This is a genomic window from Ohtaekwangia sp. (assembly GCF_036568665.1).
GTDB lineage: Bacteria > Bacteroidota > Bacteroidia > Cytophagales > Cyclobacteriaceae > Ohtaekwangia.
The window spans coordinates 1-15976 of the sequence record NZ_DATCSD010000350.1 but is presented as its reverse complement, the minus strand read 5'-3'; the positions used below and the strand labels follow the sequence as shown (position 1 = coordinate 15976).

At 44.8% G+C, this 15976-nt stretch carries 9 protein-coding genes; 6 read left to right on the top strand and 3 right to left on the bottom strand.

Annotated features, from left to right (window positions below):
* From VIN08_RS19970 to VIN08_RS19960, 3 genes are all read left to right on the top strand, one after another.
* Positions 1 to 268, top strand: a 268-nt coding sequence (locus tag VIN08_RS19970) for a phytase (RefSeq protein ID WP_331968764.1), incomplete at its 5' end; no start/stop codon positions are given.
* Positions 269 to 292: 24 nt separating this feature from the next.
* Entirely contained in the window at positions 293 to 3118 is a 2826-nt protein-coding gene (locus tag VIN08_RS19965) for a TonB-dependent receptor (RefSeq protein ID WP_331968761.1), read from the top strand.
* Positions 3119 to 3149: 31 nt separating this feature from the next.
* The gene (locus VIN08_RS19960) at positions 3150 to 4739 is read left to right on the top strand and encodes a hypothetical protein (RefSeq protein ID WP_331968758.1); all 1590 of its coding nucleotides are present in this window, start codon (positions 3150 to 3152) and stop codon (positions 4737 to 4739) included.
* A gap of 298 nt (positions 4740 to 5037) precedes the next feature.
* Here the strand turns inward: VIN08_RS19960 and VIN08_RS19955 are convergent, their stop codons facing one another.
* From VIN08_RS19955 to VIN08_RS19945, 3 genes are all read right to left on the bottom strand, one after another.
* A complete protein-coding gene (locus VIN08_RS19955; RefSeq protein ID WP_331968755.1) occupies positions 5038 to 6030 on the bottom strand; it encodes a PAS domain-containing protein in 993 nt (330 codons plus the stop codon).
* 122 nt (positions 6031 to 6152) lie between these two features.
* Positions 6153 to 6965 (bottom strand): LytTR family DNA-binding domain-containing protein, encoded by an 813-nt coding sequence (locus VIN08_RS19950; protein ID WP_331968752.1) that lies wholly within the window; start codon positions 6963 to 6965, stop codon positions 6153 to 6155.
* Positions 6962 to 9847 (bottom strand): ligand-binding sensor domain-containing protein, encoded by a 2886-nt coding sequence (locus VIN08_RS19945; protein WP_331968749.1) that lies wholly within the window; start codon positions 9845 to 9847, stop codon positions 6962 to 6964. Before VIN08_RS19945 ends, VIN08_RS19950 begins: the two co-directional genes overlap by 4 nt.
* 348 nt (positions 9848 to 10195) lie before the next feature.
* On the opposite strand from VIN08_RS19945, the gene VIN08_RS19940 reads away from it, so the two are divergent.
* From VIN08_RS19940 to VIN08_RS19930, 3 genes are all read left to right on the top strand, one after another.
* Complete coding sequence (locus VIN08_RS19940; protein ID WP_331968746.1) at positions 10196 to 13207, top strand: SusC/RagA family TonB-linked outer membrane protein; 3012 nt, start codon at positions 10196 to 10198, stop codon at positions 13205 to 13207.
* A 31-nt stretch (positions 13208 to 13238) separates the two neighbouring features.
* Positions 13239 to 14861, top strand: coding sequence for a RagB/SusD family nutrient uptake outer membrane protein (locus VIN08_RS19935; protein ID WP_331968744.1), 1623 nt, complete (start codon positions 13239 to 13241; stop codon positions 14859 to 14861).
* Between the two features lie 102 nt (positions 14862 to 14963).
* Entirely contained in the window at positions 14964 to 15935 is a 972-nt protein-coding gene (locus tag VIN08_RS19930) for a tartrate-resistant acid phosphatase type 5 family protein (protein WP_331968741.1), read from the top strand.
* The last annotated feature ends 41 nt before the right edge of the window (positions 15936 to 15976 follow it).

Sequence of the window (15976 nt, the reverse complement as noted above, 5' to 3'; positions counted from 1 at the left end):
CTATATATTGGTGTCAGATCAGCAAGCCAACCAGTTCTTTATCTATACCCGTGAAGGCCGTGCACAAAATCCGCACGACCATCAGCTGAAAAAAGTGGTGAAAGTATCTGCGCAGGAAAGCGATGGCTCGGATGTTACCAGTACATCACTCAATCATGAATTTGCCAAAGGATTATTCGTGGTGATGTCTACCGATAAAACATTTCATTATTACCGCTGGGAAGATATAGCGGGTAATGATCTCACCATATCACCCAACGGAAAATAATCTATACCTGCTTTACCTGTCTGTATGAACGCTCAAACACTTACCAATCGCTTTCACAAACTGAAAGACATCCTGAGGATCCTGTTGCTCGCAACGGTACCGCTGGTGGCCCAAAGCGCTTCCATCAAAGGAAAAGTTACCGATGCCAATTCGGAAGCTTTGGTAGGAGCACACGTGCTTGTGCAGGGACAACCACACTATGCTATAGCCGGGCTTGACGGCAGCTATACTATAGCCAACCTCGATGCTGGTAAATATACCCTGGTGATCAGCTTTATCGGGTATAAAGAATTACAGCAGGAAGTAACGATCCAGAATGCCAGCGAAGTAATTACACTCCCGGTAATACTGGAAGCAGACCAGACACAACTGAACGAGATTGTTGTTACCGGACAAGCCGAGAAAGGCTCGGATACAGAAGCCCGCACCATTGAGCGAACATCGGCCAACACCATCAATATCATCTCGGCAAAAGCTATAGCATTATCGCCCGATATTTCAGTAGCCAATGTTGTGCAGCGTGTATCCGGACTTTCGGTTGAACGCAACAGTAACGGTGATCCGCAATATGCCATTGTGCGCGGTATGGATAAACGGTATAGCTATACATTGATCAACGGAGTAAAAGTACCAAGCCCTGATAACAAGAACCGCTACGTTCCGCTGGATATATTTCCTTCCAATTTACTGGAGCGACTGGAAGTATATAAAAGTCTTACGGCCGACCAGGAAGGCGATGCTATAGGCGGTGCAGTAAATATGGTAATGAAGAGTGCCCCTGCCGAACGGCAAATAAAAAGTGACTTGCAGTTGGGGTATAACTATATCAACGTCCGTGAGGGATTTGATAAGTATAACGCTTCTGTTGTAGACACTAAATCTCCGCGACAGGAATATGGCACTACCTATCAGGCACAGCCCAGCGATTTTACAAAAAAGAACCTGGAGACGAACAACATCAAGCCTATACCCGATGCCCTCGCTTCGCTTTCATACGGCAATCGCTTTGTGCACAACAAGCTGGGGCTTATGGTGGGAGGAAGTTTTCAGAACACCTATCGCGGCACCAAGAGTTTATGGTTTGATTATGATACCGACAAGTTTGGTTCAAACTTACCATCTCTCCGATCGGTGCAGGATCGGCATTACTCTACGCAACAGATTCGCGGAGCGCTGCACACACGCCTCGACTATAAGATCAACGATCAGCACGAGCTGAAACTATATAGTGGCTACTATAAATTACTGAATCACGAAACACGCGAGATCAAAGAAACATTTCTGGATGGCCGTAACTACGATCCGAGTGCAGGCGATGCTATACTGCAATATAGTACGCGTACTAAAACAACAAACCAGGCAATCTTCACTACATCATTACAGGGAAATCACAAACTGGCTGAACCGCTTACATTGAATTGGTCAGGAGTATATTCGCGCGCTACTAATGATCAGCCCGATAATGCACGTTTTATTCGCAACGGTGAGCTGAAAGATTTTGTAGAGCAACCTCAAACTGTAGAGCGCAGAAATCCACGCCAGTGGATGAACAACACTGACATTGATCGCACGGGCTATATCAATTTTATTTTTCAACCTTCATCATGGCAAAACAGTTTGCTGAAGGCCGGAGGAATGTACCGAAACAAAAACCGCGACAGTTACTTTAACCGCTACTTCTTCGATCCGAATCCGGGCCTGCAAACACAAGGACAACAATGGAATACATACTCTGATGTCACCTGGGAAATTGTAAACCCTGCCGGTAGCGCTACCGATGAATTGAATTACAAAGCACACGAAAATATACGTGCTTATTACCTGCTCGGTAAGCTGGATATAAATCACCTGGAAGTAAATACCGGTGTACGGGTAGAGCATACCGACCAGGGATATACTTTGAAGTCGCCCGAGACAGGCCAGGCACCCGACAGCAGCCAGATATATACCGATGTATTGCCAAGCCTGGGTATAAAGTATAAACTATCATCGAACACCAACCTGCGCTTTACATACTATCGCGCTATATCTCGCCCGGGATTCTTTGAGATCGTGCCCTATACGCTTGAAGATGATGGTTACCAGGAACTCGGCAACCCGGGATTGAAAAGAGTAAAAGCTGATAATATAGATCTTCGCTGGGAAAATTTTCCAAACTCAACCAATCAATTACTCATCGGTATATTTTACAAGCGCATACAGGATCCGATCGAGTATGCTATTGTGCGCAGCGGGGTAAACAACACACCCTCCCTGCAACCGAATAATTTCGGTACAGCGCGCAACATGGGTCTTGAAGTGGACTATACAAAATATTTCAGCAAGTTTGGCGTACGGGCAAACTATACGTATACCTACTCACGCATCACTACTTCTAAAGTTATCTTCGTTCGCGAGAACCCGAACGACAACACCAGCGATCTCATTACCAAAAGTGTAAACGAAACACGCCCGCTGCAAGGACAAGCCAAGCACATCGGCAATCTTTCCTTGCTCTACAAGGATCAGCAGAAAGGATGGGAATCTCAACTCTCCATGGTATATACCGGTGAACGACTCGAAGCTACATCACCTTACCTGGACAACGATATGTATTCACGTCCCATTGTATTACTCGACTTCTCATTGGAGAAACGCATCTCCAAACGCTTTGATGTTTTCCTGAAAGCAACCAATCTGCTGAACTCCAGCTACGGAGTATATATCAAAAAACCGGTATACCAGGACGAAGGCAATGTAGTACAGTATCCGTACCAGGACGATCCTCAACACAAAACACTGGTGCGCAGAGATCAGTACTATCAATCCTTCCGTATGGGTATACGCGCTCAATGGCATAAAAACGATTAACAATAAATTTTAACTCAATTGATGTTCTAGTATGAAAACACTACTCAACAAATTTATCGCACTCACTGCTATAGTTGCCTGCGTGCTGATAGCAAGCTGTAGCGAAGATGAAGACAAGAAGCCAAGTGCTCCGCTTGTTACATCGGATGTATCTACCCTGCCGATCAAATTCGGAGATGCCAAAACGTTTACTGTTAGCGTATCGGCTGCCGGAAGAGTAAAAGATATTACCGCTACAACGGATATAGGAACAGTTACCGTAAGCGACATTACCGGTGTAGGTGAAGCAACCGGTACAGCCAAGATCAATTATACTGCTCCGTTTGATACAGGCTCCGGTAAGATTACCGTTGTGGTAAACGACCAGGCTGAACAGCAAGTAACCTATATAGTAAGTGTTGATGTTACCGAGCAACCTCCCGTAGAACTTACTGCCGGAGATGTAGATGGTGTATGGGGTCCGTCACGTACCTATATTGTGCGTGGCAACCTGCGCGTGCCTGCCGGAAAAACACTTACAGTAAAAGAAGGTGTTACCGTAATTGTAGATGGCGATGGTACACAAGCCAACAGCCCGGAGATTGATGTAGAAGGTAACTTCTATAGCTATGGTACAGCCGATAAACCGGTTGTGTTTACTGTGGCTGATGCCAAGCAGACAAAAGAAAATATATTCGCTGGTTTGTGGGGTGGTATATTGGCTACTTCTACATCGCAGGAAATGGTAGTGCTCTATACGCACATTGAATATGCCGGTGCACCTGCAGTAGCCGGTAGTACCATTGTTACTTCCGGTGAATTGAAAGAAGGTGATCCCCGCTTCGGACTATATTTCAACAACCCGAACGGTGAGTTTGTGATGATGCACTCTACGATTGCCTATACAAAAGACGATGGTATGCGCATCAACCAGGGTAAACTGCTGATCGCGTACAACACCTATATCTACAACGGTAAAACCGGTGGCGAAGCAGTGAACATCAAGAGTGGTTCATTGGGAGATGTAGCCTACAATATATTCTATCAACCTGCTACGAATGGTGTAAAATGGTCTAACTCTGATGGACGCACACCGCAGATGGATGTGAATGTATATAACAACACAGCGATCAACGGAGGCTGGCGCCAGACAAAAGCCGGTCGCGGTGGTTCTTTCAACCTGGAGAAAACCGGACGTGGCAAAGCGTATAACAACATTGCCGTGAACTGTAAATATGGAACACGCTTCCCTAAATCGCCTGACAATCCGGATGTAGCCAACTGCTCACTGGGATATAATCTATACTATGGCAACAACGATGTGATATCGGCTGAGTTTTATCCTTCTACCGGTTCTGTAGTGAAGGGCGATTTTGAAACGGGCAACGATATATCGGGTGCTACCGGAGCAAACGATCCTAAATTTGTAAACTTTGATGTAACTGCTTTCAACTATCAGACAGCAGCAAACGCTGATAACCTGGATTATCCTGCAACTATGAACTTCGCATTGAAAGCAGATTCTCCAGCGCTGAACAAAGGCAAAACAGGATTCGCTACAAAATTCACCAGTCATACCGTTGGCGGCACCACCTATAATGTACCGGCACCTGCTGCATATATAGGTGCACTTGGAAATTAAATAAGATATAGTTTGCTATGCAAAAGAGTCTTCGGTTATTCCGGAGACTCTTTTTTTTGTTTAACGGATAGAAGAGTATATATCTTTGTGAAACTCTGTGTCTTCTTTGTGTTCCTCTGTGCAACCGGATTTTGGTTCCCACAGAACTCACAGATTCACACAGAATAAATGCATTTGTTCCCCGCTGATCGCGCAGATTAACGCAGAAAATTCAAGCAGTATGCTGAAAGTGGAAAGCTTAAAGCTATAAGCAGAGTGTATTTACTTTCTGCTTTAAACTTTCAGCTTTACGCTTACACTACGATAGTGCCTTTCCAAAATCGCGGATAACGTTGTCCATTTTTACAATGGTGGTTTCGAGTATATCTACCAGTTCCTGTATACTTCCTTCGGTTTGGAGTTCGTGGCGGATCAGGGTTACCAATCCCAATATAGTAGCTACCGGGGCGCGCAGCTCGTGTGAATTTCTATAGGAGAGTGAATCGAGCATCGCTAAATTATCATCGAGTTGCTGCTTGATCGCTTTATAGCGTGTTACATCTACAATTGTACCTACCAGCTGGCATATATCTCCGTTCTTATCCCAGCGTAATACAGAATCGCGCAGTGCTACCCAATGGTAGCTTCCACTTTTGTCACGAAGCCGGAATATACATTCCACTACCTGCTCCTTTTTCGACTGGCGGATTTTTTCAATGTGCTTCTCAATGATCCATGCATCTTCCGGGTGTAGTATCTTTTGAAAGAAATGATTGGATACATTTTCAAATTCACCTTCATCATACCCGAACGACCGCAGTATACGCCACTGTGAGTGAATGATCTTCTGATTGAGAAAATCATAAACACTGGTTGACGAAAATGAGATACGCATAATGCCCTGTATCAATTCCGTTTTGCGCGTCACCTCGCGCTCCAGCTCTTCTATACGCTTGCGCTCGTGTATATCTACATTGATGCCGAGTATACGAAGCGGCAGCCCGTGCACATCGCGTTCGGCAATTTTCATGCGCGATGAAAACCATATATAGTCACCATGATTGTTCAGCATGCGCACTTCCGTTTCGAACGAATCGATCGCTGTATTGGAAAGTTTATGAAGTATACTTGCGCGATCGTCCGGATGAATGATCGAGAGCCATCGCTCCCGATCCCACGAAGCAAACAGATCAGCATAGCCCAGTGTTTTTAGCCAGGCAGGATTGGTTGATACCGTATCTGATGACGCCTGGTATTCCCACCAGCCCAATGAGGTAGCGACTAAAATTTCTTCAATTTGTTCCGGGGTCATAACAGGTAGCGGTTTGTTCAGGATTAAGACTTACAAAATACGAAATTGCCCGGTGAATTACCGATTTACTTATTTCAGTGGAATAATAGGAATGAATGATGGCTGTACGAAAGTTTACAGCGTTACTCTGCAGCCGGTATATCTCCCGGCTCATCGTTACCTCTGGGGGAAGGTTTGCCGGGCTGGATGCCAATGCTTTTACTCTTTACGCGATTCAGAAACTCATCGCGATAGTTTTTACCGATGCTAATACTCTGCCCGTTAATCTTTACACAATTACCCTCTATAGCTTCTACCTTATGAAAGTTTACAATGCTGGAGCGATGTATCTGGATGAACTGATTGCCCGGCAAAAATTCCAGCAGACTCTTTAGTGAATGATAGATCGTGTGACTCTCGTCTCGCAGCCAGATGCGCACATACTCATGCAGGCTCTCAATGTATAGTATATCGTTGAGATATACCTTTACGATCATTTGCGTGCCCGTTTTTATAAAAAGATAATCCTCTCCCTTCGATATGCGCGATACTTCCGCTATATCATCTTTCCGTTCAACCTCACGTGCTTTCGCCTTCATGCAAATCATATCTCGCACTTTATTTATGGCCTGCATAAAACGTTCGAAATAGATAGGCTTCAGCAAATACTCCATCACATCCAGTTGATAGCCCTCCAGCGCATGCTCGGAATAAGCGGTGGTAATAATGATTTCCGGTTTATGCTTAAGCGTGCGAATGAAATTTATACCGCTCAGCTCCGGCATGTTCACATCCAGAAACATCAGGTCTATTTTTTCGTCCTGCAAAATCTGCATTGCCTCAAAAGCGCTTTCGCATTGGCCAACCAATTCCAGGAAAGGTACTTTCTGAATATACCCTTCCAGAAGCTGGCGCGCCAGAAATTCATCGTCAATAATCAGGCACCGGATCGTCAATCGAGTTTCAGTTTAAGTTGTACTTCAAATATACGTGTATTTTTTTCGAGGCGCAGCGTATGCTTGCCGGCATATAGCAACGCCAACCGATGTTTTACATTTGTAAGCCCTATACCGGTTTGGTTATTGTTCTGAATGCTTCTCTCGCGAAACGAATTGATAATGGTAAAGCTCAGCTCCTGCCCTTCTAGATGCAAGCGCATTTGTATAAATCCATCGCCATTGCTATATATATCGCTGTGCTTAAAACTGTTTTCTAAAAAATTAATGAGCAGCAATGGCACAATGCGCAAACCATCGGGACTGCCTTCTATACTAAACTCTGTATTGAGCCTGCGTGCACTTTTCAACTGATTCAAATCCATATAGTTGCGCAGGTATTCAATCTCTTTCTGCAGCGGCACACGATCAGCGGCACAATCGTAGATCATATAGCGCATCATCTCCGAAACTTTACCTACCATGGGCGCGGCATTCTTCGAGTTTACCTGGCACAGCGCATATATATTATTGAATGTATTGAACAGAAAATGCGGGTTTACCTGGCTCTTTAAAAATGCAAGCTCCGATTCCAGTTGAATAGACTTCAGACTTTGCTCCTTGCGTATAGTCGCGATCCGTTTACGATACGCCCACACACCGGCCAGCACTACACACAACCCGGAGGCTATACGAAACCACCATGTAGCGTAGAAGGGCGGCTTGATCGTAATCTTCAACCGAACAGGATTGAGGTTCCACACACCATCGCTGTTGGAAGCTTTTACTTTAAAATAATACGTGCCCGGTTCCAGGTTGGTATAATTCGCAAAACGGATATTGGCATTGCGGTATATCCAGTCTTTGTCAAATCCTTCCAGCATATAGGCATAATTATTCTTCTTCGGGTTTACAAAATGCAGCGCCACAAACTCAAAAGATACCGAGCGTTGCTCCGGTGTAAGGATAATTTCCTCTTCGTTCATGAGTCGCTCATCGATCGCATCTACATCAAATGCTTCTGCTTCCGAGAGAGGCTTATCAAACACCTTCAGGTTTGTAATGGCCACTTGTGGGGGTATAGCATTATCGGGTACAAAGTCGGGATGAAAGATGGTGATACCATTTATACCTCCGAACATCATGACCCCGGCATCGTTTTGAAAAAAAGCATTCTCCGAAAACTCATTGCTTTGCAGGCCATCGCTCTCATCGTAGTTGCGAAATGTTTTACGGACCGGGTCAAAGCGCGAAATTCCCTTTGTAGTACTCAACCATAAAAATCCATGACGATCTTCCAGTATACCATATACCAGGTTGCCCGGCAAACCTTCATTCACAGTATAATTGGTAAACTGGTGTCGCTGCGGATCAAACTCGCACAAACCATCGGCCGTAGCAAGCCAGATACGCCTGCCGCTATCGCGCATAATATCAAATATATTGTTGGAAGGAAGACTGTTCGCTACACCCGGTTCCGATCGTATGGTGGTGAATTTGCCAGTCTCCTTGTTATATATACACAGCCCCTTCTCTCCTGCCGCCATCCACAGGTCGTGATCATCATCGAGTAGCAGTTCGCGCACATTCTCAATTACGAAACCGTTTTCTTTGGCTGTCTCGCGCGAATATATAGTATATCGCTTCACTGTCGGATCAAAGTTCAACACTACATCCCACCCGGCCATCCATATCGTTTTATTGCGGCCACCTTTAAAAGAATATACCCGGAGTTTATCCAGCGGTATATCTGCCGGCATATAACGTGTAAAATCACCCGTGCCGGCATGATACAGACTATAGCCATCATAATGCCCAACCCATAGTTGCTTGTCAGCATCCGTCCACAAAGCGCGGATAAAACGGTGGCCTATACTTCGTGCGTTATTGGGATCCGGCCTGTAGAGTGTGGCATCTCGATGGTTCTTTTCTATTTTCAGCAAGCCTTGCTCGTTGGTGCCTGCCCATAGTGTTCCCTGTTCATCTTCTAACAGAGCACGCACCGTTCCGATGGTGAAAGACCGCTGCGGAAGCTGCACTTCCTGTATATGATCAAATTTATACCGGAACTTGGAATAGGTATATACACCGCTGTTCTTTGTTCCAACCCATATCACATTTGAGCGGTCTTCAAACACATCGTAAATCTCTTCGCTGTTAATATGATCGAAGCTATCAGTTGCCCGCAGGTGACTGGTAAATATATAGTGTCCGTTGGCCTTGGTTGCTGTAAAGAGCCCGTCAAACCGGGTAGCAATCCAATACCGGCCGTCTGAGTCGCGAATGACCTTGCGGATGCGAATGTTCTTCGTGTTATAATTACTCTTTATCTCTTTCAGGTAATGATCAAACGCTGTAAGCAGGCTTGCATTTCGTTCACGCTTTTGCTGATTCAGTATAGCCGAATCAATTTTGGGCAATACGCTAAAAGCATCTTTTGCAGCATCGTGCTGCAGGCGGTATCCCAGTTCAGACTGTATATATAGTCCCTGCTTATTTATATAAAGTGTATCAGGTATTTCGAGTTCGTGCCCCGCCACGGCATCTAAATAATAGGTATAGAATTTACCACTGCGTGGATTATACCGGTTCAACACACTGCTAAATTCATCGTACAGCCAGAGCTGGTGCGACTTATCTTCACGTATATGCGTAATGCGATTATTGGAAAGGCTGTTGGACTTTAACTTATCATGCCGGTATATTTTAATATCATAACCATCAAAGCGATTGAGTCCATCCAGCGTGCCAAGCCATATCATACCGTGGCTATCCTGAAAAATATGATATACGGAATTACTGGATAGACCATCGGCAATACTCATGCGGTCAAAATGCAGCTCTTGTGCAGGCAACACCTGCCACACCATTAAAAATATTCCGATGCATAACAATTTCTTCATATAAGCGTACTGCAATATATACCTATATATCAGAATCGCAAGTTGCGTTAGCATCGCAACAAGATGCACTGATTCCTTCAGAGAGTAAATACATCTCTTCACCCGCAGAATATATCCGTTCGGTGAATATTTTTTATACGATCAATATTTTCATCTAAATCTGTAATAGCCTCAGCGATACAAGGAATAGGAAAGGTATCATCCTTCCGTAACAGATAAAAGAATAATAAAAAAATGAATACACCTATAGATATATACCTTCCTGGCATCGCAACGCACATACAGCTGTAAGCGTGCTCACCACCGCAACTCGACAAATACAACCTATACTAAACCTTAACAATGCTTATGAAAAAATACTACAGATGGATGATCCTCTTGTTTATGCTAACGGGGTTCTCGCACGCTGCGGTGCTGGCACAAGATGCCCGGCAGATAAAGGGCAAGGTAACATCGAACGATGGTCCGTTACCCGGTGTATCAGTATTAGTGAAAGGCACCACCACCGGTACTACAACCGACAGTAATGGAGATTATTCATTAATGGTGGAAGCCTCCAATGCTTCACTGGTTTTTACCTTTGTAGGATATGTTAGCGAAGAAATACCGGTAGAAGGCCGCTCTACCATCGATGTATTACTGGTAGAAGATATAGCAACCCTTAGCGAAGTGGTGGTAGTAGGTTATGGTACACAATCCAAAAAGAACCTGGCCAGCGCCATTACCAATGTAAAACCGGAAGAGATGAACAAAGGTGCCATTACCGATGTAGCACAATTGCTGCAAGGTAAAATTCCGGGAGTAAATATATCAGCCAGTGGCGACCCCAACGTAAAAGCTGCAGTAATTATCCGCGGTGCTTCTACACTGAACAGCTCGCAAACTCCTTTATATGTGATAGACGGAATTATAGGAGCCGATATATCCATTGTAGCACCCGATGATATAGCATCGATTGATATATTAAAAGATGCTTCTGCCACAGCGATCTATGGCAACCGCGCTTCCAACGGTGTGATTATGATCACCACCAAGCGCGGCAAGAAAGGGCAAACACAAGTTACCTATAGCAGCTATGTTGGTGTGGAAAAAGTATCGCATCGGCTGAAAATGATGGATGCCAATCAACTGCGAAGTTTTCTGGGAGAAAGTGGACTGGCATTATCACCGGCTGATGATCTCGGAGCCAATACCGATTGGCAAAAAACAGTTGAGAAAAAATCAGCCGTATCGCACAATCACAATATATCGTTCAACGGTGGCACAGAACATAACACCTATAGCGCCAGTGTAAATTACTCCTATAAAGACGGTATACTTCCCAAGAGTTCATTGAGTCGCGTGATCGCACGCCTGGCGATGGATCAGTATGCTCTAAACGACAAAGTAAAGTTCGGCATCAACCTGAATTACTCTACCAACAATGCTACCAACACTCCGTTGCGTAACAACGTATTGCAACAGATGATATACCGCCTGCCGGTATCGCCCGTGCGTGATGCCAATGGAGATTATTTTGAAAACACAACCACAGGTGCATACTTTAACCCTATGGCGATGATCGATCACGCCAAAGACGAAACAAAGTATACTACATTTGTGGGCGGCTTCAGCACACAGGTAAAATTACCCTTCGGCCTGATGTACGACATCAACGTGTCTTATCAGAATGAAAATTCACTGCACGGTGAAGCTTACGACAGTTACTATTCCAAAACTTATGGAGGTGTCAATTTCTACAACAATCCTGATCCTCCGGCAGTACACACGCTGCTCAACTTCGGAACGAACGGTACAGCGTTACGCAACACCTATCAAACCACTAAAAAGATATTAGAAACGTATATAACCTGGGATAAAGACCTGGGCGATCATACCATTAACGCTGTGCTCGGTTATTCGTATCAGGGTAGCGAGGTGGGCGATGGTTTCCAGGTAACGAGCACCAACTTTGCTGTTGATAACATCGGCTACTCGAATTTTGTATTGAGTAATCCGTATGCTATACCTTCCTATCGCATCAACTTTGGCAATGATAATACTTACTATAAAACCAAGCTGATCTCCGATTTCTTCCGCGTAAACTATAATTATAAAGATAAATATTTACTGCAGGGGTCTGTGCGCAGAGATGGCAGCTCAGTGTTCGGAGCCAATAATCAATGGGGATACTTTCCTTCCGTTGGTGTAGCCTGGCGTATCATTGAAGAAGGCTTCATGACCACACAGAGTATATTTACCGATCTGAAACTGCGCGGCAGCTATGGCGTTACCGGCAACTCTTCCGGGTTCAATGCCTATACAGCACAATTCATTATGGGAAGCCAGGGTACATTTTACTACAATGGCCAACAACTGGCGGCCTATGGGCCGGTGCAGGCATCAAACCCTAATCTGCGCTGGGAGAAAACCGCCACTACCAATATAGGGGTCGACTTCGGACTCCTTGACAACAAACTCAGTGGTTCCATTGAATTATATAATAAGAATACTACCGGCATGATTGCCTCTTATGCCGTTAACCCGGCCCTGGTATCTGCCGGTACTATTGTAGCCAATGGCGGAAGCATTAATAATAAAGGTATAGAACTATCCCTGAATGCTTCACCGGTTAAGGCCGGAGATTTTACCTGGAACACGGGTATAAATCTGGCGCACAACACCAACAAGATTACAAGTTTATCAAACCCGTTGTTCAACGGTGGAGATTCAATTACCTATACCCGTCCGGAAGGACAAGGTCAAACAGGTGCTACCCTGCAGATATTCAAAACCGGTAAACCCTTAGGTCAATTCTTCACTCAACATTATGCAGGCCAAAATGAAGCAGGCAAATCGCAATACATTGATAAGAACGGAAACCTCACAACGCAAACAGGTTCTGATAATTACTTTTATGCCGGAAGTCCGCAACCTAAATTACTGATGGGCTGGACCAACACGTTTACCTATAAAAATTTTACACTCAATGTATTTTTCCGTGGTGTGTTTGGCAACAAAATATTCAATGCTACACGAGCCGATCTGTTCCGGCCGGGAACCGCGCAATATACCAATGTGCTGGCAGAAGTAGCCGGGCAGCAGGCTGACGCAAGAGCCTATATATACTCCTCACGCTTTATTGAAAGCGGAAGTTATGTACGCCTGGATAATGCCACGCTGGCCTATAACTTTAAACTGGCCGGCAACTATATCAAATCGCTGCGTCTGTATACTTCTGTGAACAATGCATTTGTTATCACCAAGTATAAAGGTATAGATCCTGAAATCAACCAGGGCGGCACAGCACTGGGTGTGGATTCCAACAACTTCTATCCTAAAACACGCACGTTCCTGCTGGGTATAAATGCTTCCTTTTAATGCTGCATAAACGGAATAAACTTATCATCTCATGAAACAGATCATTTACTATATATTCATTTTCAGCATGGCCATAAGCTTAACAGCGTGCCATGATCTGGACGAACCCGCTACTACGGAATTAACGCCCGATGTATTTCCGCAAGATTCACTGCAATTTTTAGCAGTAAGCGGAACTGCCTACGCTGCCCTGCGCGGTAACTATTCTCTCGACTACTGGTTTATGCAAACGCTGAGTACCGATGAAGCTATATTACCGGCACGCGGTGGAAACTGGTACGATAACCAGAACTATATGCTGCTGCACTACCACACGTGGACAAAAGATCATGGCTGGACCAACGGTTGCTGGAGCTGGCTTGCCCGTGTAATCGGCACTACAAACCAGGCAATCTCTATATTAGGCGAGGCTCAACCAGATACCGACTCGCAGAAGAAAAGCACACAAGCCGAACTGAAAATGATAAGGGCTCTCTCCTATTTTATGCTGATGGACCTTTATGGTAACATTCCGCTGGATACGGTATACGGAGATTTTACACAACACCCGACTGTTGAGCGTGCGAAAGTATTTGATTTTATAGAGGCAGAAGTAAAAGCTGCTATACCTTACCTGAGCACAACTACAGGTACCGCTACGTATGGGCGAATGACGCAATATACCGCCTATGCCTTGTTGGCGAAAATGTATCTGAATGCCGGTATATATGCCGGAACCGATCGTAACAATGATTGTATTGCCATGTGCGATAAAATTATCAGTTCCGGAAAATTTGCACTCGAACCCCGAAGCACATATCTCAAAATGTTTTATCCCAACAACGGGCCAACCATGAAGGAATTTATTTTTGCTATACCCTACGATCCTGCTGCTACAGCGTTTAGCGGAACCAACGGCTATATGTATCATGCACGTTATGATGTTCCGCGTTCACTCAAAGCCAAATTCAGTTTACCATTTACACCCAGTGCACCGGAAAGTACACTGCCGGAATTTTATGCATACTTTGAAGATGATGCGAACGATATACGCAATGCACAATGGCTGAAAGGCTTGCAATATTTGAATGATGGCGTTACTCCTGTAACCGTAACCACTACCAATCTCGGATACGATTTTAAATATAGCGGATCAGATCCATCAGCCTCCTATACTTACCAGGTAGAAATCACTCCCGATATTTTACTGCGATACGATCCTGCCAATTTCGATTTGGGTAATGATGAGATTGCCTGGAACATGGGCTATCGCAATATCAAATTTTATCCGGATGCTTCTTCCACCTCGCGCAATCAGAATAACGATGTGCCTGTATTTCGTTACTCCGATATTATACTGATGAAAGCGGAAGCTATACTTCGCGGTGGTACACCTACGCTGGGCGATCAGGCTTTAACATTGGTAAATCAACTGCGTGCCAACCGCACTACCAGTGGAGACCTGGGCAGTGTTGACCTGCAGTATATATATGAAGAACGCTGTCGCGAATTTGTTGCTGAAGCATGGCATCGGAATGATATGATACGTTTTGGAACATACGAGCAGTCATGGGGATTTAAGACCGATGCTGATCCGAACAAACGTATCTTCCCAATTCCTACAACCGCTCGCACACTCAATACACAGTTACAACAGAATCCAGGGTATCAATAGATTCCTGATTTGGTTGCCGGGGTACGTGGAAGTTTGGGCCACGGCCCCATTTTTTTACAACGTATACACTACTGTACAAACAGTTTCCTATATTCATGCATCATGAAGCATCGGTTACAGCATTATACTCCCCTCCTGTGTTTACTCTTTATCACCTTCCTGTGTAATTATACCTGCGCACAACGCGTGGAAAAACATTTGGTCGGTAAAAAAGTGGACGGACTCTTAAAAGAAGAAGGCGCATTGCCTTTTATTGTGTTTGGCGATTGGGGACGCAACGGCCAGGGCTGCCAGCAGGATGTTGCCGACTGGATGGGTATAGCTGCTAACCAGGTTACAGCCCGCTTTGTTATTTCTACTGGCGATAATTTTTATTGCTGTGGTGTAGCGAGTATTGATGACTACCAATGGATAAGCTCATTTGAAAATATATACCGCAGCCATTCCCTGCAGATACCGTGGTATAATACACTGGGCAACCACGATTACCAGGGCAACGTACAGGCACAGATCGACTACACCAAAAAAAGTCAGCGGTGGAAAATGCCCGACCGGTATTATACCCTGGCCACGCACGATATACGCTTTGTATTTATCGATACCAATCCGTTCGTTCGGGATTATTACGGAGATAACCTCAACGAAAATATCATAAAGCAAGATACTTTACGACAGCTGCATTGGATCGACAGTGTGCTCGCATCTTCTACGGAAAAATGGAAAATTGTAGTAGGCCATCACCCTGCCTATTCGGTTGGCGATCATGGCAGCGAGAAATCATTTGAAACCAACCTTGTTCCGCTGATGGCGAAACACCACGTGCAGGTATATTTTGCCGGGCACGATCACAGCCTGCAAAGTTTACAAAGCAAGAAGAGTTCTGTTCATCACCTCGTCTCTGGTGGCGGCTCGGAATATACTTCCGTGCGCGAAAAAGACCCGCTCGTAAAATTTGCCCGAAGTACGTGTGGCTTTATGATGGTATCGGTAAAGGGAAAAACCATGCTGATCACCTTCATTGACGCTACCGGAAAAATACTCTATAAAGAATCTATTGATCGCGATGAAAAATAAACAGTGGCCTATATATGGCCTGCTTATGCTTTCGTGTCTGA

Coding starts and splice junctions, on each gene's coding strand:
- VIN08_RS19965 (WP_331968761.1), top strand. CDS start 293: ATGAACGCTCAAACACTTACCAATCGCTTTCACAAACTGAAAGACATC.
- VIN08_RS19960 (WP_331968758.1), top strand. CDS start 3,150: ATGAAAACACTACTCAACAAATTTATCGCACTCACTGCTATAGTTGCC.
- VIN08_RS19955 (WP_331968755.1), bottom strand. CDS start 6,030: ATGACCCCGGAACAAATTGAAGAAATTTTAGTCGCTACCTCATTGGGC.
- VIN08_RS19945 (WP_331968749.1), bottom strand. CDS start 9,847: ATGAAGAAATTGTTATGCATCGGAATATTTTTAATGGTGTGGCAGGTG.
- VIN08_RS19940 (WP_331968746.1), top strand. CDS start 10,196: ATGAAAAAATACTACAGATGGATGATCCTCTTGTTTATGCTAACGGGG.
- VIN08_RS19935 (WP_331968744.1), top strand. CDS start 13,239: ATGAAACAGATCATTTACTATATATTCATTTTCAGCATGGCCATAAGC.
- VIN08_RS19930 (WP_331968741.1), top strand. CDS start 14,964: ATGAAGCATCGGTTACAGCATTATACTCCCCTCCTGTGTTTACTCTTT.